Annotated in this window: 26 protein-coding genes and 1 pseudogene; 14 read left to right on the top strand and 13 right to left on the bottom strand. The window is 69.3% G+C overall.

What is annotated here, in order from left to right; all coding sequences use genetic code 11:
• Positions 1 to 8: 8 nt before the first annotated feature.
• Positions 9 to 539 carry an O-acetyl-ADP-ribose deacetylase gene (locus tag A5767_RS03065; RefSeq protein ID WP_064851618.1) on the top strand — a complete coding sequence of 177 codons (531 nt, stop codon included), beginning with the start codon at positions 9 to 11 and terminating at the stop codon, positions 537 to 539.
• Here A5767_RS03065 and A5767_RS03060 read toward each other — a convergent pair.
• Positions 530 to 1,963 (bottom strand): T3SS (YopN, CesT) and YbjN peptide-binding chaperone 1, encoded by a 1,434-nt coding sequence (locus tag A5767_RS03060; RefSeq protein ID WP_006552899.1) that lies wholly within the window; start codon positions 1,961 to 1,963, stop codon positions 530 to 532. The genes A5767_RS03065 and A5767_RS03060 overlap by 10 nt on opposite strands.
• A 230-nt stretch (positions 1,964 to 2,193) precedes the next feature.
• Here A5767_RS03060 and A5767_RS03055 point away from each other — a divergent pair, with 230 nt between their 5' ends.
• The 3 genes and pseudogenes from A5767_RS03055 to A5767_RS23985 all read left to right on the top strand — a co-directional run.
• The gene (locus A5767_RS03055) at positions 2,194 to 2,352 is read left to right on the top strand and encodes a hypothetical protein (protein WP_019288929.1); all 159 of its coding nucleotides are present in this window, start codon (positions 2,194 to 2,196) and stop codon (positions 2,350 to 2,352) included.
• Positions 2,349 to 3,923, top strand: a complete 1,575-nt coding sequence (locus A5767_RS03050) for an FAD-dependent oxidoreductase (RefSeq protein WP_064851616.1) — start codon at positions 2,349 to 2,351, stop codon at positions 3,921 to 3,923. Before A5767_RS03055 ends, A5767_RS03050 begins: the two co-directional genes overlap by 4 nt.
• Positions 3,920 to 4,063 (top strand): annotated as a pseudogene (locus A5767_RS23985) (4Fe-4S dicluster domain-containing protein); the annotation flags it as partial. The gene A5767_RS03050 and the pseudogene A5767_RS23985, both read left to right, overlap by 4 nt.
• A gap of 219 nt (positions 4,064 to 4,282) precedes the next feature.
• On the opposite strand, the gene A5767_RS03045 reads toward A5767_RS23985, so the two are convergent.
• Positions 4,283 to 5,317, bottom strand: a complete 1,035-nt coding sequence (locus A5767_RS03045; RefSeq protein WP_064851626.1) for an alpha/beta hydrolase — start codon at positions 5,315 to 5,317, stop codon at positions 4,283 to 4,285.
• A 341-nt stretch (positions 5,318 to 5,658) separates the two neighbouring features.
• On the opposite strand from A5767_RS03045, the gene A5767_RS03040 reads away from it, so the two are divergent.
• From A5767_RS03040 to A5767_RS03020, 5 genes are all read left to right on the top strand, one after another.
• Positions 5,659 to 5,973 carry a non-ribosomal peptide synthetase gene (locus tag A5767_RS03040; RefSeq protein WP_231913104.1) on the top strand — a complete coding sequence of 105 codons (315 nt, stop codon included), beginning with the start codon at positions 5,659 to 5,661 and terminating at the stop codon, positions 5,971 to 5,973.
• 93 nt (positions 5,974 to 6,066) lie between these two features.
• Positions 6,067 to 7,605 carry a carboxylesterase/lipase family protein gene (locus A5767_RS03035; RefSeq protein ID WP_064851614.1) on the top strand — a complete coding sequence of 513 codons (1,539 nt, stop codon included), beginning with the start codon at positions 6,067 to 6,069 and terminating at the stop codon, positions 7,603 to 7,605.
• 102 nt (positions 7,606 to 7,707) lie between these two features.
• Positions 7,708 to 8,364 (top strand): TetR/AcrR family transcriptional regulator, encoded by a 657-nt coding sequence (locus A5767_RS03030; protein WP_064851613.1) that lies wholly within the window; start codon positions 7,708 to 7,710, stop codon positions 8,362 to 8,364.
• 10 nt (positions 8,365 to 8,374) lie between these two features.
• A complete protein-coding gene (locus tag A5767_RS03025) occupies positions 8,375 to 9,322 on the top strand; it encodes an ABC transporter ATP-binding protein (RefSeq protein ID WP_039587762.1) in 948 nt (315 codons plus the stop codon).
• Positions 9,319 to 10,974, top strand: coding sequence for an ABC transporter permease (locus A5767_RS03020; protein WP_231913103.1), 1,656 nt, complete (start codon positions 9,319 to 9,321; stop codon positions 10,972 to 10,974). The genes A5767_RS03025 and A5767_RS03020 overlap by 4 nt, the downstream gene beginning before the upstream one ends.
• Positions 10,975 to 10,978: 4 nt before the next feature.
• Here the strand turns inward: A5767_RS03020 and A5767_RS03015 are convergent, their stop codons facing one another.
• Genes A5767_RS03015 through A5767_RS02990 form a run of 6 tightly spaced genes read right to left on the bottom strand, consistent with a single transcriptional unit; the run spans position 10,979 to position 14,212 of the window.
• Positions 10,979 to 11,269 (bottom strand): GNAT family N-acetyltransferase, encoded by a 291-nt coding sequence (locus tag A5767_RS03015; RefSeq protein ID WP_006552909.1) that lies wholly within the window; start codon positions 11,267 to 11,269, stop codon positions 10,979 to 10,981.
• Positions 11,266 to 11,916, bottom strand: coding sequence for a Type 1 glutamine amidotransferase-like domain-containing protein (locus A5767_RS03010; protein WP_064851612.1), 651 nt, complete (start codon positions 11,914 to 11,916; stop codon positions 11,266 to 11,268). Before A5767_RS03010 ends, A5767_RS03015 begins: the two co-directional genes overlap by 4 nt.
• Before the next feature lie 4 nt (positions 11,917 to 11,920).
• Entirely contained in the window at positions 11,921 to 12,775 is an 855-nt protein-coding gene (locus tag A5767_RS03005) for a maleylpyruvate isomerase family mycothiol-dependent enzyme (protein WP_006552911.1), read from the bottom strand.
• On the bottom strand, positions 12,772 to 13,212 hold the full coding sequence (locus tag A5767_RS03000; protein WP_052040114.1) for an HIT family protein: 441 nt from the start codon (positions 13,210 to 13,212) through the stop codon (positions 12,772 to 12,774). Before A5767_RS03000 ends, A5767_RS03005 begins: the two co-directional genes overlap by 4 nt.
• A gap of 9 nt (positions 13,213 to 13,221) precedes the next feature.
• Positions 13,222 to 13,986 carry an SIR2 family NAD-dependent protein deacylase gene (locus tag A5767_RS02995; RefSeq protein WP_064256615.1) on the bottom strand — a complete coding sequence of 255 codons (765 nt, stop codon included), beginning with the start codon at positions 13,984 to 13,986 and terminating at the stop codon, positions 13,222 to 13,224.
• 22 nt (positions 13,987 to 14,008) lie between these two features.
• Positions 14,009 to 14,212 (bottom strand): hypothetical protein, encoded by a 204-nt coding sequence (locus A5767_RS02990; protein WP_006552914.1) that lies wholly within the window; start codon positions 14,210 to 14,212, stop codon positions 14,009 to 14,011.
• Positions 14,213 to 14,649: 437 nt separating this feature from the next.
• Here A5767_RS02990 and A5767_RS02985 point away from each other — a divergent pair, with 437 nt between their 5' ends.
• Genes A5767_RS02985 through A5767_RS02975 form a run of 3 tightly spaced genes read left to right on the top strand, consistent with a single transcriptional unit; the run spans position 14,650 to position 17,531 of the window.
• Entirely contained in the window at positions 14,650 to 15,777 is a 1,128-nt protein-coding gene (locus A5767_RS02985; protein WP_006552915.1) for a Re/Si-specific NAD(P)(+) transhydrogenase subunit alpha, read from the top strand.
• Positions 15,778 to 16,107 (top strand): NAD(P) transhydrogenase subunit alpha, encoded by a 330-nt coding sequence (locus tag A5767_RS02980; RefSeq protein WP_006552916.1) that lies wholly within the window; start codon positions 15,778 to 15,780, stop codon positions 16,105 to 16,107.
• A complete protein-coding gene (locus tag A5767_RS02975) occupies positions 16,107 to 17,531 on the top strand; it encodes an NAD(P)(+) transhydrogenase (Re/Si-specific) subunit beta (protein WP_006552917.1) in 1,425 nt (474 codons plus the stop codon). Before A5767_RS02980 ends, A5767_RS02975 begins: the two co-directional genes overlap by 1 nt.
• A gap of 43 nt (positions 17,532 to 17,574) precedes the next feature.
• On the opposite strand, the gene A5767_RS02970 is transcribed toward A5767_RS02975, so the two are convergent.
• The 4 genes from A5767_RS02970 to pdhA are packed head-to-tail and all read right to left on the bottom strand — an operon-like array spanning position 17,575 to position 22,197.
• Entirely contained in the window at positions 17,575 to 18,744 is a 1,170-nt protein-coding gene (locus tag A5767_RS02970; RefSeq protein ID WP_081263462.1) for an MFS transporter, read from the bottom strand.
• 31 nt (positions 18,745 to 18,775) lie between these two features.
• Positions 18,776 to 20,095 carry a dihydrolipoamide acetyltransferase family protein gene (locus tag A5767_RS02965; protein ID WP_064851611.1) on the bottom strand — a complete coding sequence of 440 codons (1,320 nt, stop codon included), beginning with the start codon at positions 20,093 to 20,095 and terminating at the stop codon, positions 18,776 to 18,778.
• 9 nt (positions 20,096 to 20,104) lie between these two features.
• Positions 20,105 to 21,088, bottom strand: a complete 984-nt coding sequence (locus A5767_RS02960; RefSeq protein WP_064851624.1) for an alpha-ketoacid dehydrogenase subunit beta — start codon at positions 21,086 to 21,088, stop codon at positions 20,105 to 20,107.
• An 11-nt stretch (positions 21,089 to 21,099) separates the two neighbouring features.
• Entirely contained in the window at positions 21,100 to 22,197 is a 1,098-nt protein-coding gene (pdhA, locus tag A5767_RS02955; protein ID WP_006552548.1) for a pyruvate dehydrogenase (acetyl-transferring) E1 component subunit alpha, read from the bottom strand.
• Positions 22,198 to 22,363: 166 nt separating this feature from the next.
• Here pdhA and A5767_RS02950 point away from each other — a divergent pair, with 166 nt between their 5' ends.
• The gene (locus A5767_RS02950; protein WP_006552549.1) at positions 22,364 to 22,852 is read left to right on the top strand and encodes an Lrp/AsnC family transcriptional regulator; all 489 of its coding nucleotides are present in this window, start codon (positions 22,364 to 22,366) and stop codon (positions 22,850 to 22,852) included.
• A gap of 4 nt (positions 22,853 to 22,856) precedes the next feature.
• Here the strand turns inward: A5767_RS02950 and A5767_RS02945 are convergent, their stop codons facing one another.
• Positions 22,857 to 23,330, bottom strand: coding sequence for an acyl-CoA thioesterase (locus tag A5767_RS02945; protein ID WP_024103679.1), 474 nt, complete (start codon positions 23,328 to 23,330; stop codon positions 22,857 to 22,859).
• A 184-nt stretch (positions 23,331 to 23,514) separates the two neighbouring features.
• Here A5767_RS02945 and A5767_RS02940 point away from each other — a divergent pair, with 184 nt between their 5' ends.
• The gene (locus A5767_RS02940; protein ID WP_064851610.1) at positions 23,515 to 24,354 is read left to right on the top strand and encodes a sulfurtransferase; all 840 of its coding nucleotides are present in this window, start codon (positions 23,515 to 23,517) and stop codon (positions 24,352 to 24,354) included.
• Positions 24,355 to 24,356 lie beyond the last annotated feature (2 nt).

Below are 24,356 nucleotides of genomic sequence, written 5' to 3'. Positions count from 1 at the left end.
TCGACAGGGTGACCGCTCTCGACATCGCGCACGGCGACATCACCACCATCGCGGTGGATGCGATCGTCAACGCCGCGAACTCCTCCCTGCTCGGTGGCGGGGGAGTGGACGGTGCGATCCACCGGGCCGGAGGCCCGGAGATCCTCGCGGCCTGCCGCGAACTCCGCGCGACCTCGCTACCCGACGGACTCGAACCGGGCCGTGCAGTGGCGACAACCGCGGGGCGTCTCCCGGCGCGATGGGTGATCCACACCGTGGGCCCGGTGTGGTCGGCGCACGAGGACCGATCCGGGATCCTGCGTTCGGCGTACCACAACAGTCTGCTCGTCGCGCACGATCTCGGTGCCCATACGGTGTCGTTCCCGCTCGTCTCGGCCGGCGTCTACGGCTGGCCGCTCGACGACGCCGCCCTGCAGGCCGTCACCACCATCCGGGAGACACAGACGGGCGTGGAGACCGTCGTACTCGTCGGCTTCGACAACGCCGCTGTCGACGCGCTCCGTCGCGCCGTGTCCCGGGCGGGATCGGCTCAGGAGTAATCGCCGAAGCCGTCGAAGAGGGTCGGTTCGTCGGGGTTGTCGAACAGTGCGGGCTGCTCGGGCGCCGACTCACGGCCGGCGCTCGGCTTCGACGCGCGTGAGCCGGCCGAATCGGTGCCCTCGCCCTGTTCGAGGAACTGCAGGGCCTCCGCGAGCGAGCGGCTCGTCGCCTCCCATTCGAGTGCCCGCGCCCGTGCCTCGCGAGCACCGTCGGTGTTGAGCGCCGCCTCGCGGGTCTGCGACTCGCCGTCCCACCACACCTGCAGTTCGGTGCTGATGGTGAGGAACCGCCGCAACTGCTCGGGATTGCGATCGCCGATCGCCGCGACGGTGCTCGCGGCGACATCGGTCGCGCCGTCGAGATGGAAGTCGCGCACCGCGAGCAGGGCCACCGGCAGATCGTCCTCGGCGTCGGGTAACTGCGAGACGTCGCCCCAGGGCGGATCGGCCGCACCACCCGTCGCCCCGTCGAATCCCTGATCGCGCAGCAGCGAGCCGCCGATATGGGTGGCGAACGAACTGTCGACGGTGTCGAGGAACCGAGTGATGGTCTCGAGCGATCCGAGCAGGTGCGCCGGAGCGAACGGCGCGGCCGGAACGTGGTCGACGATCGCGAGGCGGTCGTCGACCAGCACGAACTTCAGGTGCGGCCACCGGCGGTTGAGGTCGACGCAGATCTCGGCGGCCCGCGTGCGTCCGGTGATGGAATGGACGATCGGTGCGAACAGGTCGACGGTGCCGCCTCCGGGGCCGACACCGACGAACACCAGGACCCCGGCGATCCGCAGGACGAGATCGCCGTCCTCGTCCCAGGCGGGCAGATCGTCGATCCGCTCGTGCAGGGTGGATTCGATCAGTTCGCGCACGTGGTCGTCGCCGCTGGGGACGACCGCGAGCGGCACCTCCGGGGCCTGCGTGCGACCGGCCTGCGGCGTCTCGGGCACGAGGAACGAGGTGAGCTCGGCGACCGAGCGCTCCGTCCCGAATGTCTCGGCCCGCAGGAAGAGGGGATGGGGAACGCCCCACACCGAGCGCAGGGCACGCACGGCGATGACGGCGAGCTGATCGGCCCAGCTGCCCGGACGATCGATCCAGAACGCCGGGGATCCGTCGTCCTCCGGATCGTCCGGTCCGCGGGAGGGCGCCTTCAGCCCGAGTTCGAGGAGCATCTGCTCGTCGACCGGCGTGAGGTGCCGGTCGGGGGCGAGGTGGGCGTTGGACGGGACCTCGCAGCGGACGAGCCGGTCTCCCCACGCGTAGAACTGCACGCACGGCCCCGCCGGGCCGCCGGCCTCGTCGGTGAAGGGTTCGAGGACCAGGCCGTCGCCGTCGCTCATGGCCGCGACATGGTCGGCCAGGCGCGTGCGGAACTCGCGCCAGGCCGCATCGACGTCCTGGTCGAACCGGGTCTGCGCGTCGGCCATGATCGGACCCCTTCTCTGTGCGGTCGAGCCGAGAGAAAGACTAGTCGCCGGTACCGACAGGCATTCCTCCGCTCGGTCGCACGAGTGACAGCTCGCCGGAGCGCACGGTTCTCGGCCGCCGGCGGCCCGCGCGAGCGCACGGTTCTCGGCCGCCGACGGCCCGCCGGAGTGTTCCGATCCCGGCGAGCGAAACCGTGTCGATCCGTCTGGAGATGGTCGACCATCGACGCATGATCGACGCCATCATCCGTCTCGTCCGGACGCTGCCGGCCCGCATCCCCGCAGTACAGTCGGCAGATCCGTTCGTGGAGATCGTCGCCATATCGGCCGGGGTGGCCGAATGCACCGCAGATGCCGTGGCGGACTACGCGATCCGCGTGTCGATATGACCGTCAGCGACGGGACGGAGATCGACACCGACGTCCTCGTGCTCGGCGGGGGACCGGCCGGTACCTGGGCAGCGCTCGCGGCCGCCCGGGCCGGGAGTCGCGTGGTCCTCGCCGACAAGGGCTATTGCGGGACGAGCGGCCCGACCGCGTCCGGCGGCAACAACCTCTGGTACCTGCCGCCCGGACCCGAGCGCGCCGCGGCCGTCGACCGCCGCCACCTCGAAGGGGGACTGCTCTCCGATCCCGCCTGGATGCACCGGGTGCTCGACGAGACCTATCGACGCGTCGACGACCTCGCCGTCCACGGCCGTTATCCCTTCGGCGTGGACCCGGAGACCGGACGTCGCCGGGGCAGCAGCCTGCAGGGACCCGAGTACATGCGGCGGATGCGCCGCCTCGTCCACCGCGCCGGCGTGCGCATCCTGGATCAGTCGCCCGCCCTGCAGCTGCTCGTCGACACCGACGGTGCGGTGGCCGGCGCGACCGGTGTCCACCGCCGGCAGGGGTACGAGCCGTGGACGGCGCGTGCCGGTGCGGTCGTCCTCGCCACGGGAGGCTGTGCCTTCCTCTCCGGCAGCTTCGGTACCGACGTCGACACCGGCGACGGTCACCTCATGGCCGCCGAGGCCGGTGCCGAGTTCTCCGGGATGGAGTTCTTCTCGGCCTACGCGCTCGCGCCTTCCTGGAGTGGGCACACGAAGGGACTGTTCATGCAGTTCGCGACGTTCTACGACGACGCCCGTGTGCGGCTCGGCGACGACCGCGCGACCGCCATGCGGTACCTGCTCGACGGTATCCCGGTCCACGCCCGTCTCGACCGGGCACATCCCGACCACCGCGAAGCGATGCGTCGTTCCCAGCCCAACTACTTCCTGCCTCTGGACAAGGCCGGGATCGACCCGTTCACCGAGATGTACCCGGTGCGGGCGGTCCTCGAGGGAACGGTGCGCGGTACCGGTGGCCTACGGATCACCGGGACGGACTGCAGCACGACGGTCCCTGGTCTGTTCGCCGCCGGCGACGTCGCCACGCGCGAGCTGATCACCGGGGGCCGCAGCGGTGGAGGCAGTCACAACGGGGCCTGGGCGATGTCGTCGGGTTCGTGGTCCGGGGCGGCCGCCGCAGAGTTCGCCCGGAACCGCGGTGTCCCGGACGTCGCGAGACCGATCGGCGGGGTCGGCCTCGAGGGCGACCCGGACCGCGCCGCGACCCGCGCGATCATCGGCCGGGTGCAGGAGCACACGCTCCCGCTCCGACGTAGTTTCCGGCGGACGGCCCGCAGTCTCGAGGACAGCATCGCCGCACTCGACGACGCGTGGACCGCGGCGCCCGTCGTGCTCGGCGGACGAGGGCGGGAGCTGGTACGAGCCCGGTCCGGTGCCGCGCTCCTCGCCGTCGCCCGGTGGGTGAGCCGCACCGCCCTCGCGCGTACGGAGACGAGGGGCATGCACGTGCGCACCGACCACCCGGACACCGACCCCGACCTGCAGTACCGCCTCGTGACGAGCGGTCTGGACCGCGTGGACGTCCGTGCCGAAGGACACCTCGTGCGACGAGGAGCGAACCGATGATCGAGGTGATCGTCGCGGAGCGGTGCATCTCGTGCGACATCTGCATCGCGGTGTGCCCGACCGACGTCTTCGAGCGTGCGCCCGACGGGCTTCCCGTTGTCGCGCACCAGGAGGACTGCCAGACCTGCTTCATGTGCGAGGTCAACTGCCCCGCCGACGCTCTCTACGTCGCACCCTATTCGGCTGCGGTGAGCGAGGATTCGCCACACCGGGACGTCGATGCGCTCACGGAGTCCGGTGCGCTCGGGCGCTACCGCGCCGTCGTCGGATGGGGTCGGGGACGACGAGCCGGTGCCCGTGAGGACCGCAACGACCTGTTCACGGGCCGGCCTGAGGGCAGCGGCACCCGGGGAGCGGGTTCACCGCAGTTCACGCACGAAGCGGCCGATCTCGGCGATCGCGCGGCCGCTCTCCGGGACGACCCCCGCCGCGGCCTGGAAGGCGTGCACCTGTTTCTCCCACACCTGGAGTTCGGCGGAGACCCCGGCGAGTTGCAGTCGCCGGGCCATCAGCTCGGCGTCGACGTAGGTCATCTCCTCGGATCCGGTCTGGATGAGTGCGGGAGGCATCTCCGACAGATCGAGATCGACGGGGGAGGCGACCGGTTCGGCGCCTTCGCCGCCGAGGCGTTCGGCGCGTTCGACGAGGGTGGACAGCACAGCGACGGCGCGTCGCGGGAAGACGGCACACCGGTGCGAGTTGGGATGGTCGAGTTTGCCCCGCGGGTCGAGATCGGTGAGGGGCGACAGCGCGACGGTGCCGGCCGGGCGGCCGATGCCGAGTCGTACGGCTTCGTGGGCGACGGCGAAGGTGAGGAAGCCGCCGGCGGAATCCCCGGCGATCACGACACGCTCGGCCGGGTGGCCGTGCGCCACGAGCCAGCGCAATCCGTCGAGGCCGTCCTCGACCGCGCGCCGGATCGGATGGCGGGGCAACATGCGGTAACCGACGGCCAGGACCGGCGCGCCGGTGGTGGCGGAGATGCGGGAGACCAGATGGCGGTGCGTGGTGAGGCCGCAGCACAGGAACGCGCCGCCGTGCAGGTACAGGACGGCGGTGCCGTCCATACCGACCTGCGCGGCGGTGCCGTCCATATCGACCTGCGCGGCCGGGGGTGCGGCACCCGGCGCCCAGAGCAGTTCCGCCGGGCACATCGGTAGGTCGACTCGCCGGCGGTGTGTGCCGGGCACGGGCACGAGAGGGAACGCGAGGTGGTCTATCGCCGACGCCGGCCAGGGGAGGGTCGGGGCGTACGACCATGCCTCGATGAACGGCCGCACGGTACGGCGCACCGAGAAGGACAAGGCACGGGACCGAGTGCTCACCCCCGCGAACTCGCGCGTGGTCGCGTGGTGCGTGGGCAGAGGGAGCAACTCGGTGCGGGCGACGCTCATGACCAGCACCTCCTCGGTCTGCCCGGAGTCGTGGTCGGACCCGGTCGGGGTGGCTGCACGAACTTCGGATTTACGAGGATACGCCCGTTCATCCAGGTCGCGAGGGTTTGCTGAGCAATCGTTGTGGTCCTGGTCTCAGAGTGACGATTCCGGGCGGAGGCGGGTTCTCGGCGATGTACCTTCTGTCAGGTACCGGCAGTGCAAAAAGTTTTCCGGACCTTCTACACATCCCGTACTTTTCGGGCCACACTGACTGTATGTTTCGACTGCGGCGCGCGGCCCGGCGTCGCTCCTGGGGGACGAACGAAGGCGAGATGTTGCGTAAATTCGACGTTGCAAGCATGAGTGCCGAGGAGATCACCGCGGCGGACCTGCCCCGGATGGTGGCGGACGCCGCGGCATGCGAGCCCGACCGGATCGCCGTGGCGCACGGCATGGACACCACCACCTACGCCCGCTTGCACGATGAGGTCGTCAAGCTCGATGCGGCCATGGGGATCCTGCTGGGACAGGCCTCGCTCGTGCCCATCGCGCTCGCCACCGTCTTCCCGGCGCTGGCCGACTCGGCGCGCGGCGACCTGCGCAACGTGCTCGACGCACTCGTGATCGACCTCGTCGACTGCGTGGCCCCCGCGCCTCTTTCCGCGGCCGGCTGACGAACCGCCCGGTATCCACCATCATTGAATCGGTAGGTCGACGAATGAAGTGATCGGTGCTGCACGACAGTACCGGTTCGGGTGGGAGGTCACATGGACGACGACACGCTCACCGTCGCCTGCAAGTACGGCGAAGTCCGGGGGTATCGCGACGGCGAGGCCTACGTCTGGAAGGGCATCCCGTACGCAGCCCCGACCGGTTCCCGGCGGTTTCGGGCGCCGCTACCGCCGGAACCGTGGGACGGCGTCCTCGACGGCGCACGGTTCGGACCGATAGCTCCGCAGAGCCGACAGAGCCCGATCGGGATCGACCCCGAGATGACGTTGAGCGAGGACTGTCTCTCGCTCAACATCTGGGCGCCGTCGCCCGACGGACGCCGACGCCCCGTCATGGTCTGGATCCACGGTGGCGCCTACGTGCTCGGTTACTCCGGTCAGAAGATCTACGACGGCCGAAACCTGTGCGAGAGCGGCGATGTCGTGATCGTCACGATCAACTACCGGCTCGGCGCGCTCGGCTTCCTCGACCTGTCGTCCTTCTCCACGCCCGGGACCACCTTCGAATCCAACGTCGGCCTCCGGGACCAGATCGCCGCCCTCGAATGGGTGCGCGACTGCATCGCCGACTTCGGTGGCGATCCGGACTGCGTGACGCTCTTCGGCGAATCGTCGGGTGCGGGGTCGATCACCACGCTCATGACGGTCCCGAAGGCCAAGGGCCTCTTCCATCGTGCGATCGCCCAGTCGCCGCCCGCCACCTCGGTGTACGGCAGCGACCGTGCCGCGACCGTTGCACAGCGCTTCCTCGAGATCCTCGACCTGTCGCCGTCCCGGGCCGCCGAACTACTCACGATGTCGACCGACACGCTGGTCGAGGCGTCGGAGGTGCTCGTCGCCGAGACTCCGACGAAGGTGCCGGGGACGCTCGCCATGACACCGGTCGTCGACCGCGGCCTGGTGCCGAAATATCCGGTCGCGGCCTTCCAGAAGGGGCTGTCGCACCGGATCCCGCTGATCATCGGCTCGAACAAGGACGAGCCGTCCATCTTCCGCTTCATGAAGTCCCCGCTGATGCCCGTCGACGACACGGCGGTGCAGGCCATGTTGGCGGCGTTGGCCGACGACCGGACGGATCTGCCTGCCGAGCGACTCGCCGAGATCGTCGCGGCGTATCCCGACCTGCCCAAACCCATCGGGGCGATGGCGCTCTCGCGGGACGCCGGTTTCCGCATGCCGGTGCTGTGGGTCGCCGAAGCGCACAGCGCGCATTCGCCGACCTGGGTGTACCGCTTCGACCACGCCACCCCGATGCTCAAGGCTGCCCGGATCGGAGCCGGGCACGCGACCGAATTGCCATATGTCTTCGGAAATTTCGGCACTCTCGGCCGGGATCCGTCCTTCTGGCTCGGCGGCCGCAAGGCCGCCGGTGAGGTCTCCGGTCGTGTGCAGCGGCGCTGGTTCGCGTTCGCGCACCACGGTGTGCCGGCGGCACTGGACGGTTCGAAGCACTGGCCGCAGTACGAGGCGGAGGAACGCTCGACCCTGCTCATCGACTCCACGGACAGGGTCGAGTCGGATCCGGACGGCGAGATGCGCCGGGTCTGGGGTACCGAGGTCATGGCCTTCACCTGAGCGCGCCCGCGCACCGGTGCGGCACGTGCTCCGATGGCACATGCCGTGAGATGACACATACGGTGCGTTGACCGGGTTGAACACGTGTGCAATCCTTGAAACGTGCATTCAATTGCCGCCGGTGACGACCTCACCACCCGTGCACGGATCCGCGACGCTGCCATCCGGTGCATCGCCGCGTACGGGGTCGGCGTGCCGCTGCGGACCATCGCCGCCGAGTGCGGCGTCAGCGCCTCGCTGATCGTGCACCATTTCGGATCCCGCGCCGGATTGAAGGAACACTGCGACCGGTACGTGCTCGACGGGATCCGGCAGGCGAAGAGTGCCGTCCTCGACCCGAAGGTCGGACCGGCCGCGCTGAACGACCAGATGGAACACATCGAGAACTACGCGACCACGGTCGCCTACCTCTTCCGCACCCTCCGGACCGGCGGCGCCCCCGCCGCCGACTTCCTCGACCGGCTCGTCGCCGACACCGAGGCCTATCTCGAGGAGGCTGTGGCCGCCGGAACCGTGCGGCCCAGCCGGTTCCCCTCCGAACGAGCACGTGCCCTCATCTCGTTCAGCGTCGGCGCCGTGCTCATGGACCTTCCCGGTCCCGACGAATACCTCGACCTCGAAACCTTTCCTGCCAGGCTGCGCGCCTACACCGAACGCCTCGCGCTGCCGATGCTCGAGCTCTACACCGAGCCGTTGCTGACGGACTCGACCCTTCTCGACGCCTGTCTGGCAGCGCGTGAGGCACCCCCCGACTCCTGACGGAGGAAAGATGGACACCCCTCTTATCGAAATCCGCGACATCGTCAAGACATTCGGAACCACCAGAGCTCTCGACGGGTTCTCGATGACCGTCGAACGCGGCACCGTCGCGGGATTCCTCGGACCGAACGGCGCCGGCAAGTCCACGGCGATCCGCGTGCTGCTCGGAATGCTGCGTGCCGATTCCGGCACCGCCCGTGTCCTCGGATTCGACCCGTGGACCGACGCCGTCGCGATCCACCGCCGACTCGCGTACGTGCCCGGCGACACGAATCTGTGGCCCACCCTCACCGGGGGCGAGATCATCGACGTCCTCACCCGCATCCGCGGGGGAGAGGCGCGCACGCGTCGTCGCGCCGAACTCCTCGAACGGTTCGAACTCGACCCGACGAAGAAGGCCCGCACCTACTCGAAAGGCAACCGGCAGAAGGTCGCACTCGTCGCCGCCCTCGCATCGGACGCCGAGCTCTACCTGCTCGACGAACCCACCTCGGGTCTCGACCCGCTCATGGAGGCGGTCTTCACCGACGAGGTGCGAGGGCTCCGCGACCGCGGCGCGACCGTGCTGCTGTCCAGCCACATCCTCGCCGAGGTCGAGAAGCTCTGCGACACGGTGACGATCATCCGGGCCGGACGCGACGTCGAGACCGGCACCCTCGCACAACTGCGGCACCTGACCCGCTCGTCCGTGCGGGCCACGACCGCCGCCCCTGCCGAGCGACTGGCCGGGCTCTCCGGAGTCCACGACCTCTCCACCGACGACGGCAGGCTCGCGTTCGACGTCGACAACACCGCCCTCGCACCGGTCCTGCAGGAACTCGCCGGACTCGGCGTCGAGAACCTCACCATCACACCCCCGTCGCTCGAAGAGCTGTTCATGCGGCACTACGGCGACACCTTCGACACCGGTGACGGGAACGGTGCCGGTGCCGGTGCCGTGGAGGAGGTGTCCTCATGATGACCACGACGACACCGACAGCAGTGCCGACCCCGAGCGGTACCTCCGCGACGTTCGCGGCACCGTTCACCGGGCTCGGCACACTGCTGCGGTTCTACCTGCGGTTGGACCGCGTGCGGATCACCGTCTGGACTCTCGCGCTCGCCCTCACGGTGTGGTCGACCGTCCTCAGCCTGGCCGCGGTCTATCCCGACGAGGCCTCCCGGCAGGCCCGCGCGGCCCTGCTGGAGAATCCGGCAGCCGTGCTCATGACGGGACCAGCCTACGGGATCGACAACTACACGCTCGGGGCGATGACTGCGAACGAGCTGAGTCTGACCGTCTTCGTCGCGACGGCGATCATGAGCATCCTGCTCGTCGTCAGGCATACCCGAGCGCAGGAGGAATCCGGCCGGCTCGAACTCCTGCGGGCTCTGCCCGTCGGGGCCTACGCCCCGCCGGCGGCCGCCCTGCTGTTGGTCTCGGTCGCGAATCTCGTGGTGGGTACCGGCATCACCGTCGCGCTCATCGCCGGCGGGCTCGATGTCGTCGGCTCGATCGCCTTCGGTGTGGCCTCCGCCGTCACCGGGGTGCTCTTCGGCGCAGTCGCCGCGGTGACCGCCCAGTTCGGCGAGCACTCCCGCTCGGCCACGGGCACCGCGCTCGCAGTGCTCGCCGCGGCCTTCTTCGTCCGCGGAGCCGGCGACATCATCGAGGCCACCGGGTCGTGGCTGTCGTGGCTCTCGCCGATCGCCTGGGCCCAGCAGACCCGGCTCTACGTCGACGAGCGGTGGTGGCCGCTGCTGTTGTCCGTCGCCACGACGGTCGTGCTGCTCACCGTCGCCGTTGCGCTGTCGCGGCGCCGCGACCTCGGAGCCGGTCTACGGGCGCCGAAACCAGGCCCCGCCGAGGCCGATTCCGCGTTGCTCGGTCCGGTGGGGTTGATCCGGCGCCTGCTGCGCGGAGCGTTCGTGGGATGGCTGACGGGACTGGTGCTGTTCGGTGTCGCGATGGGCGCCCTCGCCAGTTCCGTGGAGGATCTCATCGACGAGATGCCTCAGGTGCTGGACATGGTCGGCGTGGATCCCGACGCCCTCACCGCCTCCTTCGCCGGGATGATGCTGATGTTCCTCGCCCTCGGCGCCACCGCCTTCGGTGTGTCCGCGGTGGTGCGAATGCGCAGCGAGGAGGACGGCGGACGGTCCGGTCTCGTGATCGTCACCGGAACCGGGCGCAGCGCATGGCTGTCCGCGGCACTCGGTGTGATCGTCGTCCAGACGGTCGTGGCGCTGCTCGTCTCCGGCGCCGCGACCGGACTGGGGGTCGCATTCGCGGTGGGCGACTGGGCGTGGGTGCTGCGGATGATCGCGGCGTCCCTGGCCTACGCGCCGGCGGCGATCCTCGTCGTCGCCGTGGCGTTCGCGCTGCTGGGCTGCGTGCCGCGCGCGACCGGGCTGGTGTGGGTGCTGGTGGTGTGGACGGTGTTCGTCGCGTGGCTCGGCGAGATGCTCGACCTACCCGACGAACTCGTCGCACTGTCGCCGTTCTCGCACATCCCGCTGGTGCCCGCAGAGAATGCGACGGCGATGCCGCTGATCATCCAGGCGGTCGCGGCGGTACTGCTCGTCGCAGCGGCGATCGTGGGTTTCCGCCGCCGCGACGTGCAGGTGTGACGGATCAGTTGCGGTATTCGGGATGTTCGGAGACGAACTTCTCGACGTACGAGCAGGACGTACCGATCTTCAGTCCCTGCTTCTTGGTCTCGTCGAGGGCGTGCTTCACCACGATCCCGGCGAGACCCTTACCGCGGAACTGCGGGTCGGTGACGGTGTGGTCGAAGTCCCGCAGGTCGCCGTGCTGCGTGTAGTCGGCGTAGGCCGCGAGGTCGTCGCCGAGATAGAGCGCGAAGCGGGCCTTGTCGGCGTCGTGCTCGATCCGGGGTTCGGTGCCGTCGATGTTCTGCGTCATGATGTCACCGTACTCGGGGCGTGCTCTGGAGGAGTGTCGACGACGATCGCGTCGTCGTCGGTCAACGCCACGTGCTCGACGCCGTGCTCGCGCAGGTACAGCAGGGTCCGCTGTATCCCGTCGTCGGCCAGCAGCGAGTCGCCGGCGTGCGGCACGATCGCGTTCTCGACCCAGCCGAGTCCGTCCCACACCACCGGGATACCGCAGGTCGCGGCGACCTCGTCGGGGTCGTCGGAGAACTCGATGCCGCGCAGCGACGGTGTCGCGACACAGGCCCCGGCGCTGTATCCCCCGTACACGAGACGGTTGCTGCGCACCAGATCCGTGAGCACGGCGTCGCCTCCACTGCGGGCCAATTGCGCTCGCAGGACGAAGGTGTTGCCGCCGCGCACCCACACGGACGTGAAGCCCGACAGTCGCTGCCGCAGCGAGTCGGGATCGTCGAGGTGATCGCGCAGATCCACCTCCTCCGGAGCGAAGCCGAGCGACCGCAGCGGGCCCATCTCGCTCGTGACCGCCGCCGCGCGGGCGGAGGCCGGCCACGCGTCGGCGGCGTTCGCGATCACCGCGATCCGGCCCGGCGCCGCCAGACGGACGAAGGTGTCCGGGTCGGCGCCGAACCGGTAGGAGGACAGGAACAGCCGCACGACGTCAGATCGTGAACGCGAGGTTGTCGACGATGCGGCGCCCGACCTCGGTGTCGCCGCCGAGGGTGATCTCGTCGATTCGGTCCTCGGCGCGCACGCGTCCTCCGGCGAGCCGAACGAACAGTCCCGAGTCCATCGCAATCGTCGTGGTGGCCGGTTCGGAGAGGGCCGGGACCTCGGTGGCCCGTCCGTGCACCTCGACGTGGACGGTGCGTGCGAGGGGACCGGAGAGCTCGATCGTGATGCGTGCTCCCTCGGGGGCCTTGCCGCGCTTGCCCACAATGAACGGAACCGCACCGAAGACCTCCGCGGATCCGAGTTCGGCACGCGGGCCGCCCTCGCTGCCCGTCCTGCCGAGAGCGTCGCAGATGTCGAGTTCGTGGAGCCAGCAGTCGAACACGCGGATCCGCATGAAGCGTCCGTAGGGCGCCGGCCCGACGGGAGTGTTCGACTGCTTCCCGAAGTCCGCCTGGGTCATCGCGCCGAGTTGCTCCGTGCGTAGGGCGACGATCTCCCGGTAGCGCTCGAGCACGTCCGGGCCGGGAACGGGACGCAGCGACTCCACCCACAGCTCGTTGAAGGCCGCGATGTCGTTGCGGACGTGGTCGAACGAGCGCACGTCGCGTTCGATGCGCGGCGCTTCGATGCCCGCGAGCATCGACTCGGTGCCGATGAGATGCGCAGTGATGTCCTTGACCGTCCATCCCGGTAGGCAGGTGGCGGTGGTCCACTCGTCCTCGGTCGGTCCCGAGAGCAGATCGTCGAGCACGGCGAACTGCTCGAGCAGCAGCGGCCGGATCGTGTCGATCGGGAACTCGGCAGCGGAGGTATCGGGGGTGGTGTCGGGCTGCGATGTCACTGGTGCTCCTCGGCGGTGAGACGTTCGAGACCGGCGCGGATGAGTGCCGCGGTGGTCTCGGGGTCGTGGGGTCGACGGCGGACCAGACCGATACCCATCCGGACACGATCGCCGTTCCAGCGGGGCAGGACGTGCAGATGAGTGTGGAAGACGGTCTGGAAGGCTGCCCGTCCGTCGTTCAGGACGAGATTGGTTCCGTCGATGGCGAGTTCGGAACGGGTCATCGCCCGGGCGATCCGCTGTCCGGCGCGGAAGACGGCCGCGCCCGACGCCGGATCGAGGTCCTCGAGGCGTGCGGCGTGCACGCGCGGGATCACGAGGGTGTGCCCGCGCGCGATCGGCCGGATGTCGAGGAAGGCCACGACCTCGTCGTCCTCGTACACCCGTGTCGCCGTACCGCTGCCGTCGGCTATGGCGCAGAACACACAGGAACTCACCGGGTCACCTTAACGCGGTGTGTCGGTCCCGATCCTCAGCGCGTCGACGAGGGCGGGAAGACCCACGGCGGCCGTGGTGCGCCAGGCGTGGTCGACCTGATCGCTCAGATCGGTCTCGCGCGGATCGATCTGTACCACCGGCACGCCGTGACTGCGCGCGAGCGACGGCAGGCCGGCCGCCGGGTAGACGACGCCCGAGGTGCCGACGACCAGCAGCAGGTCGGCCTCGCGCAGGGACTCGGTCGCGGTCTCCCACGGGTCCTGCGGCAGCATCTCGCCGAACCACACGACGCCCGGCCGGCCGTCGCCTCCGCATGCGGGGCACGACGGCGGATCGAGACGGGCGACGGGATCCTCCGGCGGATCGGGGAGGTCGACGGCACGCTCGCACCGGCTGCACCGCGGGGCGAACAGGCTCCCGTGCAGATGGGTGACCTCGTGGCTTCCGGCCCGCTCGTGGAGGTCGTCGACGTTCTGCGTCACGATCTGCACGTGGGCCGCCCGTGCCCAGTCGGTGAGGGCCCGGTGTCCGGCATTGGGCTGTACACGCCGGACGAGCGCGACCCGCCACTGATACCAGGCCCAGACCGTCGCGGGATCGTCCGCCCACGCCGCCGGTGTGGCGAGGGCAGTGGCGTCGAAGTTCTCCCACAGTCCGGTCTGCGCATCGCGGAAGGTGGGGACACCGCTCTCGGCGGACATCCCGGCGCCGGTGAGGACGGCGACGCGGCGGGCCGAGCGGGCGAGGTCGAGGACGGGTTCCGGCACGTTCATGGGGTCAGGTTAGGTGCTCGGGTCAGGAGGGATCCGGGATCGGGTGCTCCCTGCCGCATCGCGGGCACGGTTCCTCCTCGGAGGTGAGCATCGCCCCGCAGTCGGGGCAGAGGAGATGGAGCCAGCAGACCGGGTCGCCGCCGAGGTCGGCCGTGCCGGGGTCGTCGTCGACCGTGAAGTCGGCGGGCGTGTCGTTCGCGGGGTCCTTCCGAGGTTCGTGTGTCACGGACACCCCCCTACGCGGGCTGCCGGACGAGCGCAAAGGCCGGGTCCGGTGACCGAGTATCTGAATCGATTCCGAAGTGTTCTGAATCGGTACACACCGCCGTTCGGTACACACGGAACGAATCTGTTTGCACTCCGCCTTCTTTCGCATCGGGGGCCGCTCCCGGGCCGTTTTCGGGACCGATTCCGATCGTCCTGCACGGTCTTGCTCACCGGAGGAAAATGGCATTTGTGAGGTGAGCTGCCTCACAAACTTGCGCCGTCTTGCTGTTCGGACTCGATTCAGATGATCTGACCAGGTTGCGAGGTCACGGGAGGGCACGGTAGGTCTGCTTAAGCCTTTCAGTGCATGACAGGCCGTCACATGGCCTTCGATAACGCATCTTTCGCCGCCGATCGCGGCACGACGCGCACTTTCATCGACGCAGGAGTCAAGAATTGAGTACCGAAGGATCGAACACGGGGAGCGGAGCGCACCGCCGTCCGACCGTCGGCGTGGTTCGTGAGACGAACGACGGGGAACGGCGGGTCGCGCTCGTGCCGAAGATCGTGCCCTCCTTGATCGGCAAGGGTCTCGACGTCGTCGTCGAGTCCGGTGCCGGCCAGGGCGCGCTGATTCCGGATGCGGCCTACAAGGAAGCCGGCGCGACCGTCGGCGACGCCTGGTCCGCCGACATCGTCGTCAAGGTCGCTCCGCCGAGCGACGCCGAGATCGCCCACCTGAAGTCCGGCCAGCGCCTGATCGGCTTCCTCGCCCCGCGCAACGCAGACAACCAGATCGGCGCCCTCACGCAGGCCGGAGTCGAGGCGTACGCCGTCGAGGCCATTCCGCGTATCTCCCGCGCGCAGGTCATGGATGCCCTGTCGTCGCAGGCGAACGTCGCCGGCTACAAGGCCGTGCTGGTCGCGGCGAGCGAATCCACCCGCTTCTTCCCGATGCTCACCACCGCCGCCGGCACCGTGAAGCCGGCGACCGTGCTGGTGCTCGGGGTGGGCGTCGCGGGTCTGCAGGCGCTGGCCACGGCGAAGCGTCTCGGTGGCCGCACCACCGGTTACGACGTGCGTCCCGAGGTCGCCGACCAGGTCCGGTCGGTCGGTGCCCAGTGGCTCGACCTCGGCATCGACGCCGCGGGTGAGGGCGGCTACGCACGCGAGCTCACCGAGGCCGAGCGGGCCCAGCAGCAGCAGGCGCTCGAAGACGCCATCAAGGGCTTCGACGTCGTCATCACCACAGCGCTCGTGCCGGGCCGCCCGGCGCCGCGCCTGGTGACCGCCGCCGCGGTCGAGGGGATGAAGCCGGGTTCGGTCATCGTCGACCTCGCCGGCGAGACCGGCGGCAACTGCGAACTCACTGAGCCGGGGCAGACCGTCGTCAAGCACGACGTCACCATCTGCTCGCCGCTCAACCTGCCCGCGACGATGCCGGAGCATGCCTCCGAGCTCTACTCGAAGAACGTGTACGCGCTGATCGAGCTGCTCCTCGACGAGTCGGGTGCCCTGGCCCCGGACTTCTCCGACGAGATCCTCGAGGCCGCCTGCGTGACGCGTTCGAAGGAGAACTCCTAGATGTACAACGAACTACTCGCGAACATCGCGATTCTGGTCCTGGCCGGATTCGTCGGTTTCGCCGTCATCTCCAAGGTGCCGAACACGCTGCACACGCCGCTGATGTCGGGCACCAACGCGATCCACGGCATCGTCGTGCTCGGCGCTCTCGTCGTGCTCGGTCATCTCCCCGGTGATGCCCACTGGGGCATCAAGATCATCCTGTTCGTCGCTCTGGTCTTCGGCACCCTGAACGTCGTCGGTGGCTTCGTCGTCACCGACCGCATGCTCGGGATGTTCAAGCAGCGCAAGGACTCCCCGGCTGCACAGAAGAAGGGGGCTGACGCCTGATGGGCTACCTCGTCTCGGTCCTGTACATCATCGCCTTCGCGATGTTCATCTACGGTCTGTCGGGTCTGACGGGCCCGAAGACCGCAGTCCGCGGCAACTACATCGCCGCCGTCGGTATGTTCATCGCGGTCGTCGCGGTGCTCATCGACATCCGTGACACGGAGAACTGGGGTCTGATCATCGGCGGTCTGGCCGTCGGCATCATCCTCGGCGTCCCGCCGGCACTGAAGACCAAGATGACGGCCATGCCGCAGCTGGTCGCGCTGTTCAACGGCGTCGGTGGTGGCACCGTCGCACTCATCGCGTGGGCCGAATATCTCGAGTCCACCAGCTTCACGACGTTGGACGACGACCCGACCGTGGTCATGATCGTCGGTTCACTGTTCGCCGCGATCATCGGCTCGATCTCGTTCTGGGGTTCGCTCGTCGCCTTCGCGAAGCTGCAGGAACTGCTGAACAAGACTCTCGAGCGCAAGCTCGTCGCGTCGGCGAAGCTGTTCCAGCTGGCCAACATCGTCCTCGTCCTCGCGTCGATCGCCATCGCCGTCTACATCGGCATCAGCGCCGACGGTGACCCGCTGGCCTCGTGGTGGATCCTGGCGCTGCTCATTGCCGCCGGTCTGATGGGTCTGTTCGTCGTGCTGCCGATCGGTGGCGCCGACATGCCGGTCGTCATCTCGCTGCTCAACGCCCTGACGGGTCTGTCGGCAGCAGCTGCCGGTCTCGCGCTGAACAACCAGGCCATGATCGTCGCGGGCATGATCGTCGGCGCCTCGGGCACCATCCTGACCAACCTCATGGCCAAGGCCATGAACCGGTCGATCCCCGCGATCGTCTTCGGCGCCTTCGGTGGCGGCGAGGCGGCCGCCGGTGTGGCCTCGGCGTCGGGTGGCACGGTCAAGGCCACCTCGGCTTCGGACGCCGCCATCCAGATGGCGTACGCCAACCAGGTCATCGTCGTTCCCGGCTACGGTCTGGCCGTCGCCCAGGCGCAGCACGCCGTCAAGGAGATGGCAGCGCTGCTCGAGGACCGCGGTGTCGAGGTCAAGTACGCGATCCACCCGGTCGCCGGTCGTATGCCCGGCCACATGAACGTCCTGCTCGCCGAGGCCGACGTCGAATACGACGCGATGAAGGAGATGGACGACATCAACGGCGAGTTCGGCCGCACCGATGTCACCATCGTCATCGGCGCGAACGACGTCACCAACCCGGCTGCCCGCCTGGACTCGACGAGCCCGATCTACGGCATGCCGATCCTCAACGTCGACCAGTCGAAGTCGGTCATCGTGCTCAAGCGCTCGATGAGCTCCGGTTACGCCGGTATCGACAACCCGCTGTTCACCGCCGACAACACGTCGATGCTGTTCGGTGACGCGAAGAAGATGGTCTCGGAGGTCACCGAGGAACTGAAGGCCCTGTAGGCCTTCCGGACCTGTCGCTGCTCCGTCACGGCGCCCACGCGGATCACCGCGTGGGCGCCGTCGGCGTCAGTACGGGAGCCAGCAGTGCGGCGAGGAGCACGCATGCGAGCGGTACGACCATCGCCGTCGTGAGGGAGGTCGCCTCGGCGATCCACCCGATGCACGCAGGGCCGGCCAGGAAACCCAGATAACCCAGACCGACGACGCGGGACATGTTCGCGCCGGGGGATCCCGAATCGAGATTGCCCGCGGCGCTGAACAGCTGCGGGAGGGCACCGGACAACCCCAGGCCGAACAATGCCCATCCGGCGAGTGTGAGGACCAGCCACGGCGACAGTGCCACGGCGCCGATCCCGACCGCGGCGACCAGCGTTCCGTACCGGATGACGGCGGCGCTGCCGAACCGGGCGGTGACCCGGTCGGCGACGAAGCGCCCGATCGTCATGGTCGCCGAGAACGCACCGAACGCGAGCGCGGCCACCGACTCCGGGCTGCCGAGCCGTTCCTGCACCTGCAGCGCGCTCCAGTCGTTCGCGACCCCCTCGCACAGCATCAGCGCGAACGCCACACCTCCGAGCAGCACCACGCGGCGCGAGTAACCGGCCCGGGGCCCCGGTGACGACGATCGGATCGGCGGCTCCGTCCGGACGAGGCGCGGCCCCGCCCGGCCCACCACCGCGGCCGCGACGACTCCGGCGACCGCGAGCGTGAGCGCGGGGCGAACCCCGGCGGCCAGGGCGGCCGCGCCCACCAGCGACCCGGCGATCCCGCCCGCGGAGAACAACCCGTGGAAGGCCGACATGATCGGTCGCCGGTACCGCTGTTCGACCACGACCGCCTGGGAGTTCATCGACACGTCCAGCGCGCCGTTCGCGAAACCGAACACTGCGAGAGCGAGTCCGAGCTGCCACGGCGCCGCGGCCAGGCCCGGCCCGACCACCGTCAGGGACAACATCAGAGCGAAGACGATCGTCGTGCGGTGGCTACCGATCAGGTCGGCGAGCCGACCCGTCACGTGCATCCCGCCGAGCGCCCCGAGGGCGAGCAGCAACAGCAACGATCCGAGTGCCGCGTGATCGATGCCCACCCGTTCCCGGATCGCCGGGATGTGGACGACCCACAGGGCGAGCAGGAAGCCGTTGAGCCCGAAGATCGCGAACACCGCCGCCCGGGCGTGCGTGAGCCGGTCCGTCGTCCGTTGCGAATCCACCACGTGGAGGCACGCTACCGAGCGTTCGCGGCCCCTACGTATCGGCGAGCAGCATGGGCACGGGATCGCCGAGGAACGCACCGATCGTCGCGAGTGCCCGTCCCGCCTGCTCCCCGTCGACGAGCCGATGGTCGAACGACAGCGACAACGTGACCACCTTCCGGATCGCGAGAGCACCGTCCACGACCCACGGGCGGTCGGAGATCGCTCCGACGGCGAGGATCGCCGACTCGCCGGGATTGAGGATCGGTGTTCCCCCGTCCACCCCGAACACCCCGACGTTCGTCACCGAGACCGTCGAACCCGTCAGCTCGGACGGCGTGGAGCGGCCCGTCCGCGCGCGGTCGGCGACCTCGGCGATCGACCGGGCCAGACGCGGCAACGACAGGCGCTGGGCCTCCCGGACCACGGGGACCTTCAGGCCGTCGGAGGTCGCAGTGGCGATCCCGAGATGCACGTCGTGGTGGAGCACGATCTCGCCCGTGTCGTCGTCCCAGTGCGCATTGAGCGACGGCTCGTCGGCGATCGCGTGCAACAGTGCGTGGGTGACGATGCTCAGCGCCGTCGGACGGACGCCTTCGAAGGCCGGCGACGCGCGCAGGGTCGACACCAGGTCGACGGTGGCGGTCGCGTCGCACGTGAGGAAGACGCTCGCGTGCGGGGCGGTGAAGGCGCTGCGGGAGACTGCCTCGGCGGTCCGCTTGCGCACCCCTCCGACGGGTATCCGTGTGGTCCGTTCGGGGGACGCCTCAGGGGCAGGTGAGTGTGGTCGTTCGGCGGTGGGTTCTTCGTCGTGGCCTGCGGTAGGTTCGTCGCCGTGTCCGGCGGTGCGCCGCACGTCGTCGCGCGTGATCACACCGCCGCGGCCGGTGCCCGTCACCGTGTCCAGATCGACCTCGAGGAGAGCCGCGAGTTTGCGTGCGCCGGGCTTCGCGTCGGGTCGTGCGGGAGGGGGATCACCGTCGCGGGCACGACCGGCGTCCGCCGAGATGCGGCGGGTCGCGCGTCTGCTCTGCGGGGCGTCGCCGGGTCCGTATCCGACGAGCACCGACGGTCGGGACGGGCCGTCGCTGTCACCGGCCGGTTCGGCGGGCCCGTCCTCGGTGGCGATCCGCAGCAGGGGTGCCCCGACCGGCACCGTCTGTCCCGGCTCGACCAGCAGTTCCTCGACCGTGCCGCCATAGGGCGACGGCAGTTCCACCGTGGCCTTGGCGGTTTCGACCTCCCCGATGACCTGGTTGAGTTCGACACGATCGCCGACCGCGACGGCCCAGTGCACCCAGTCCGCATCGGTGAGTCCCTCACCGAGATCGGGGAGACGGAATTCCTGTACTGCGCGGGCGGGATTCGTCATCGGTGCGCCTCACGCCGTGAGTGCGCGGTCGACCGCGTCGAGGATGCGATCCGGGTCGGGACGGTGGTGGGATTCGAGTTTGGCCGGGGGGTAGGGGATGTCGAATCCGCCGACCCGCAGGACCGGTGCCTCGAGTTGGTAGAAGCACCGCTCGGTCGTGCGGGCGGCGATCTCCGCGCCGATGCCGCAGAAGACCGGCGCCTCCTGCACGACGACGAGCCGGCCGGTTCGCCGCACCGACGCCTCGATCGTGTCGAAGTCGATGGGGGACAGCGACCTCAGATCGACGACCTCGAGCGAATGTCCTTCCGCTTCGGCGATGTCGGCTGCGCGTAGCGCGGTAGCGACCAGCGCACCGAAGGTCACGATCGTCGCGTCCGAACCGGACCGGACGACCCGCGCGGACGTGAGCGGCAGGTCGGGTGCGGTCTCCGTGTCGATCTCACCGCGTTCCCAGTAGCGGTGCTTCGGTTCGAGGAAGATCACCGGGTCGTCGAGCGCGACGGCCTGCTGGATCATCGAGTACGCATCGGACGGGGTGCTCGGGCTCACGACCCGCAGACCTGCGGTGTGGGTGAAGTACACCTCCGGTGATTCCGAATGATGTTCGACCGCACCGATGCCGCCGCCGTAGGGGATCCGGACGGTGAGCGGGGCCACCACGGCACCGGCCGTGCGGTAGTGGATCTTCGCGACCTGCGAGACGATCTGGTCGAAGGCCGGATAGACGAAGCCGTCGAACTGGATCTCGCACACGGGTCGGTAGCCGCGCAGCGCCATCCCGAACGCCGTTCCCACGATCCCGGATTCGGCGAGGGGAGTGTCGATCACACGACCTTCACCGAAATCCTTCTGCAGGGTGTCGGTGATGCGGAAGACGCCGCCGAGGGTGCCGACGTCTTCACCCATGATGACGACCTTGGGGTCGCGTTCGAGTGCGCGGCGGAGTCCGGCGTTGAGGGCACCGCCGAGGGTCATCGTCGTGGTGGTCATCGTCGTGGTGGTCATCGTCGCGCCTCCTCCGTGGGGCCGAAACTCGCCAGATATTCGGCGTAGTCCGCGCGTTCCTGTTCGACGAGCGGATGCTCGGTGGCGTAGACGTGGTCGAACAGGGCGGCGGGTTCGGGGTCGGGCATCCCGAGCGTGCCGCGCCGGAGCCGCATCGCGGCATCGTCGGCAGTGGTCCGGACCTCGTCGAAGAAGTCGTCGTCGGCGTGCCCTTCGCGTTCGAGCAGTCGTCGCAACCGATCGATGGGGTCGCGTGCCTGCCACTCCTCGAGATCGGCGGGTGTGCGGTAGCGGGTGGGGTCGTCGGAGGTCGTGTGCGGGCCCATGCGGTAGGTGAGTGCCTCGATGAAGAACGGACCGGCACCCTCGCGGGCATGCCGGACGGCACGCCGGGTCACCGCCAGGACTGCGAGGACGTCGTTGCCGTCGACCTGCACGGCCGGCATCCCGAATCCGGCGGCGCGCCGGGCGAGGGGGACCGGACTCTGCACGTGGGTGGGCACGCTGATCGCCCAGTGGTTGTTCTGGCAGATGAACACCACGCCGACACCCCAGCTGACCGAGAAGACCATGGCCTCCGAGAGGTCGCCCTGGCTCGTGGCGCCGTCGCCGAAGTACACGACGGTGGCGATCTCGGCTCCGTCGAGCTTCGCGCCCATCGCGTAACCGGTGGCGTGCAGGCCCTGGGCTCCGACGACGATGGCCGGGTTGGTGGTGGCGACCGTCTGCGGATCCCATCCGGACAGGCCGCACCCACGCCACAGGCGGGTCATGTCGGCGGGGTCGACGCCGCGGCACAATGCGACGGCGTGCTCGCGGTAGCTGGTGAAGACGTAGTCGTCGGGCGCGAGTGCCCGGGCGGAGCCGACCTGCGCGGCCTCCTGGCCCTGGAGCGGCGCCCAGAGGCCGAGCTCACCCTGCCGTTGGAGAGCCGTCGCCTCAGCGTCGACGCGTCGCGCGACGACCATGTCGCGGTAGAGTCCGCGCAGTTCGTCGGGGCCGACGTCGGCGACGAGTGGGCCGTACTCGGTGTCGAGGACGCGTCGCCCGTCGGGTTGGATCAACTGGACCGGGTAGGCGGTCGGTACAACCATCGGATCACCTCGTCGGTGCGGATCCGGCGTGCCCTCGTGAGGCCCGACCGGATGATGTGTGCCGTACATCACATCATCCGGGCAAATCGCGCGTGCGCAATCGATCAGCCTGCAACCGTGCAGAAAGCACGGTTTCGGGGTGCTCCGAGCTGGCAGACTGCGAAGAATGACCAGTCTGGATGCCACCGATGCGCGTCTGCTGCTCGAACTCACGCGCACACCGCGGGCCACGGGAGTCGAGCTGGCGCAGCGTCTCGGGTTGTCCCGCAACACCGTCCAGGCGCGCCTTGCCCGATGGGAGGCCGAGGGCGTGCTCGCCTCGTTCGACCGGCGGGTGGACCCCGTCAGCCTGGGTTATCCGCTCGCCGCCTACGTGGCCACCCGCGTCGATCAGCACCGTCTCGACGAGGTCGTCGACGAACTCGCACAGATCCCCGAGGTCACCGAGGTCTACGGGCTGACCGGGCAGATCGACCTGTCGGTGAAGGTGGTCGCCCGTGACGCCGACGACCTCTATCGGCTCGCGGGCCGGATCCTGAAGATCCGCGGCGTCGAACGCACGGACATGTCGCTGGTCATGCAGGACCTCGTCCCGCAGCGCACGGCGCCGCTGCTGGCCCGGGCCGCCGGGCGCAGCGGAGACGAGGCGACGTAGGGCGTCAGCGGCCCGCGTTCGGGGTGGCCAACTGGGCGGCGGCCTTGCGGATCTGATCGGGGATCGGGACGGGGCGGCGCGTCTGCGGATCGACGTAGACGTGGACGAACCGGCCGGTCGCCGCCGGGATCAGGGTGTCGTCGGCCTCCCGGAAGATTGCGAGCGAATAGGTGATCGACTGTGTGCCCAGACGTTCGACCGCCAGTCCGACCTGCAGGCGGTCGGGGAAGGACAGCTCGGCGAGATAGCGGCAGGAGGTCTCGGCCACGACCCCGATCGCGTCGAGTTCGCGGATGTCGACACCGGTGGTGGAGATGAGCCACCCGTTGACCGCCGAGTCGAAGTACGAGTAGTACGTGACGTTGTTGACGTGGCCGTAATGGTCGTTGTCGGCCCAACGCGTCTGCATGGGCCACAACACCGGGAACTGCTCCGGCTCAGGCGGGGCGGCTGGGCTCGTCGGTTGGCGGTTGCTCACGTCTCGACGATAGTGCTCTCCGCACGTCAAATCAGACCAACCCCCACGCCAATCCCGAACCGAGACGCAAAACCCCCGAATCGGACGTGCACAGGGCGTGTCCGCCCGCCGGGGTCGTCCCGGCACGCACGGCGTGTCGCCCCAAAGTCGGAACGGCGTGTGCCGTTCGTGTCAGGATCGGGTCATGTCCGATACCCCCGTTCTTCTCTCCACCGTCGAACTCGCCGAGATGATCGAGCAGGGCCGGTCGCCGGTGATACTCGACGTCCGCTGGGCACTCGGCGACAGACACGGACGGGACCGATTCCATGAGGGGCACATCAGCGGAGCGGTCTACGTCGACCTGGACGAGGATCTCGCCGATCCGCCCGCACCCGAGCTCGGTCGTCATCCGCTGCCCGACATCGACCGTTTCCAGGCCATCGCACGCCGGTGGGGGATCGACGACGGTGCTCTCGTCGTCGCATACGACGACAGCGGCGATCTCGCCGCGGCCCGCGCGTGGTGGCTGTTGCGCTGGGCGGGGCACTCCGAGGTGCGATTGCTCGACGGCGGACTGCAGGCGTGGATCGCCGGCGGGCACCCTCTCGCCGCAGGACCGGGCGGCGAGAAGAAGCCCGGCAACGTGACGTTGAGCCTCGGCCACATGCCCACCATCGGTCCTGATGAGGCCGCGACCTACGCGACCCACGGAGTTCTGCTCGATGCGCGCGCCCACGCACGGTACCGCGGCGACGAGGAGCCGGTGGATCGCCGGGCGGGCCACATCCCCGGGGCGGTCAGCGCGCCGACCACCGAGAACCTCCGTCAGGACGGGTCGTTCCTGCCCGCGGATCAGATCGCGCACCGCTTCTCGACGCTGGGCGTGAAGCGCACCGACGTCGCCGTGTACTGCGGATCGGGAATCAACGCCGCACACGAGATCGCCGCGCTCGAGATCGCGGGCATCGACGCCGCGCTGTATCCGGGTTCGTGGTCGCAGTGGTCGGCGGATCCGAAGCGGGAGGCCGCCACCGGCAGTTGAGC

It is taken from the genome of Rhodococcus sp. 852002-51564_SCH6189132-a (assembly GCF_001665495.1).
Classification (GTDB): domain Bacteria; phylum Actinomycetota; class Actinomycetes; order Mycobacteriales; family Mycobacteriaceae; genus Rhodococcus; species Rhodococcus pyridinivorans.
Note: the sequence above shows the minus strand (reverse complement) of the source record. Positions and strands in the feature narration are given on the sequence as shown.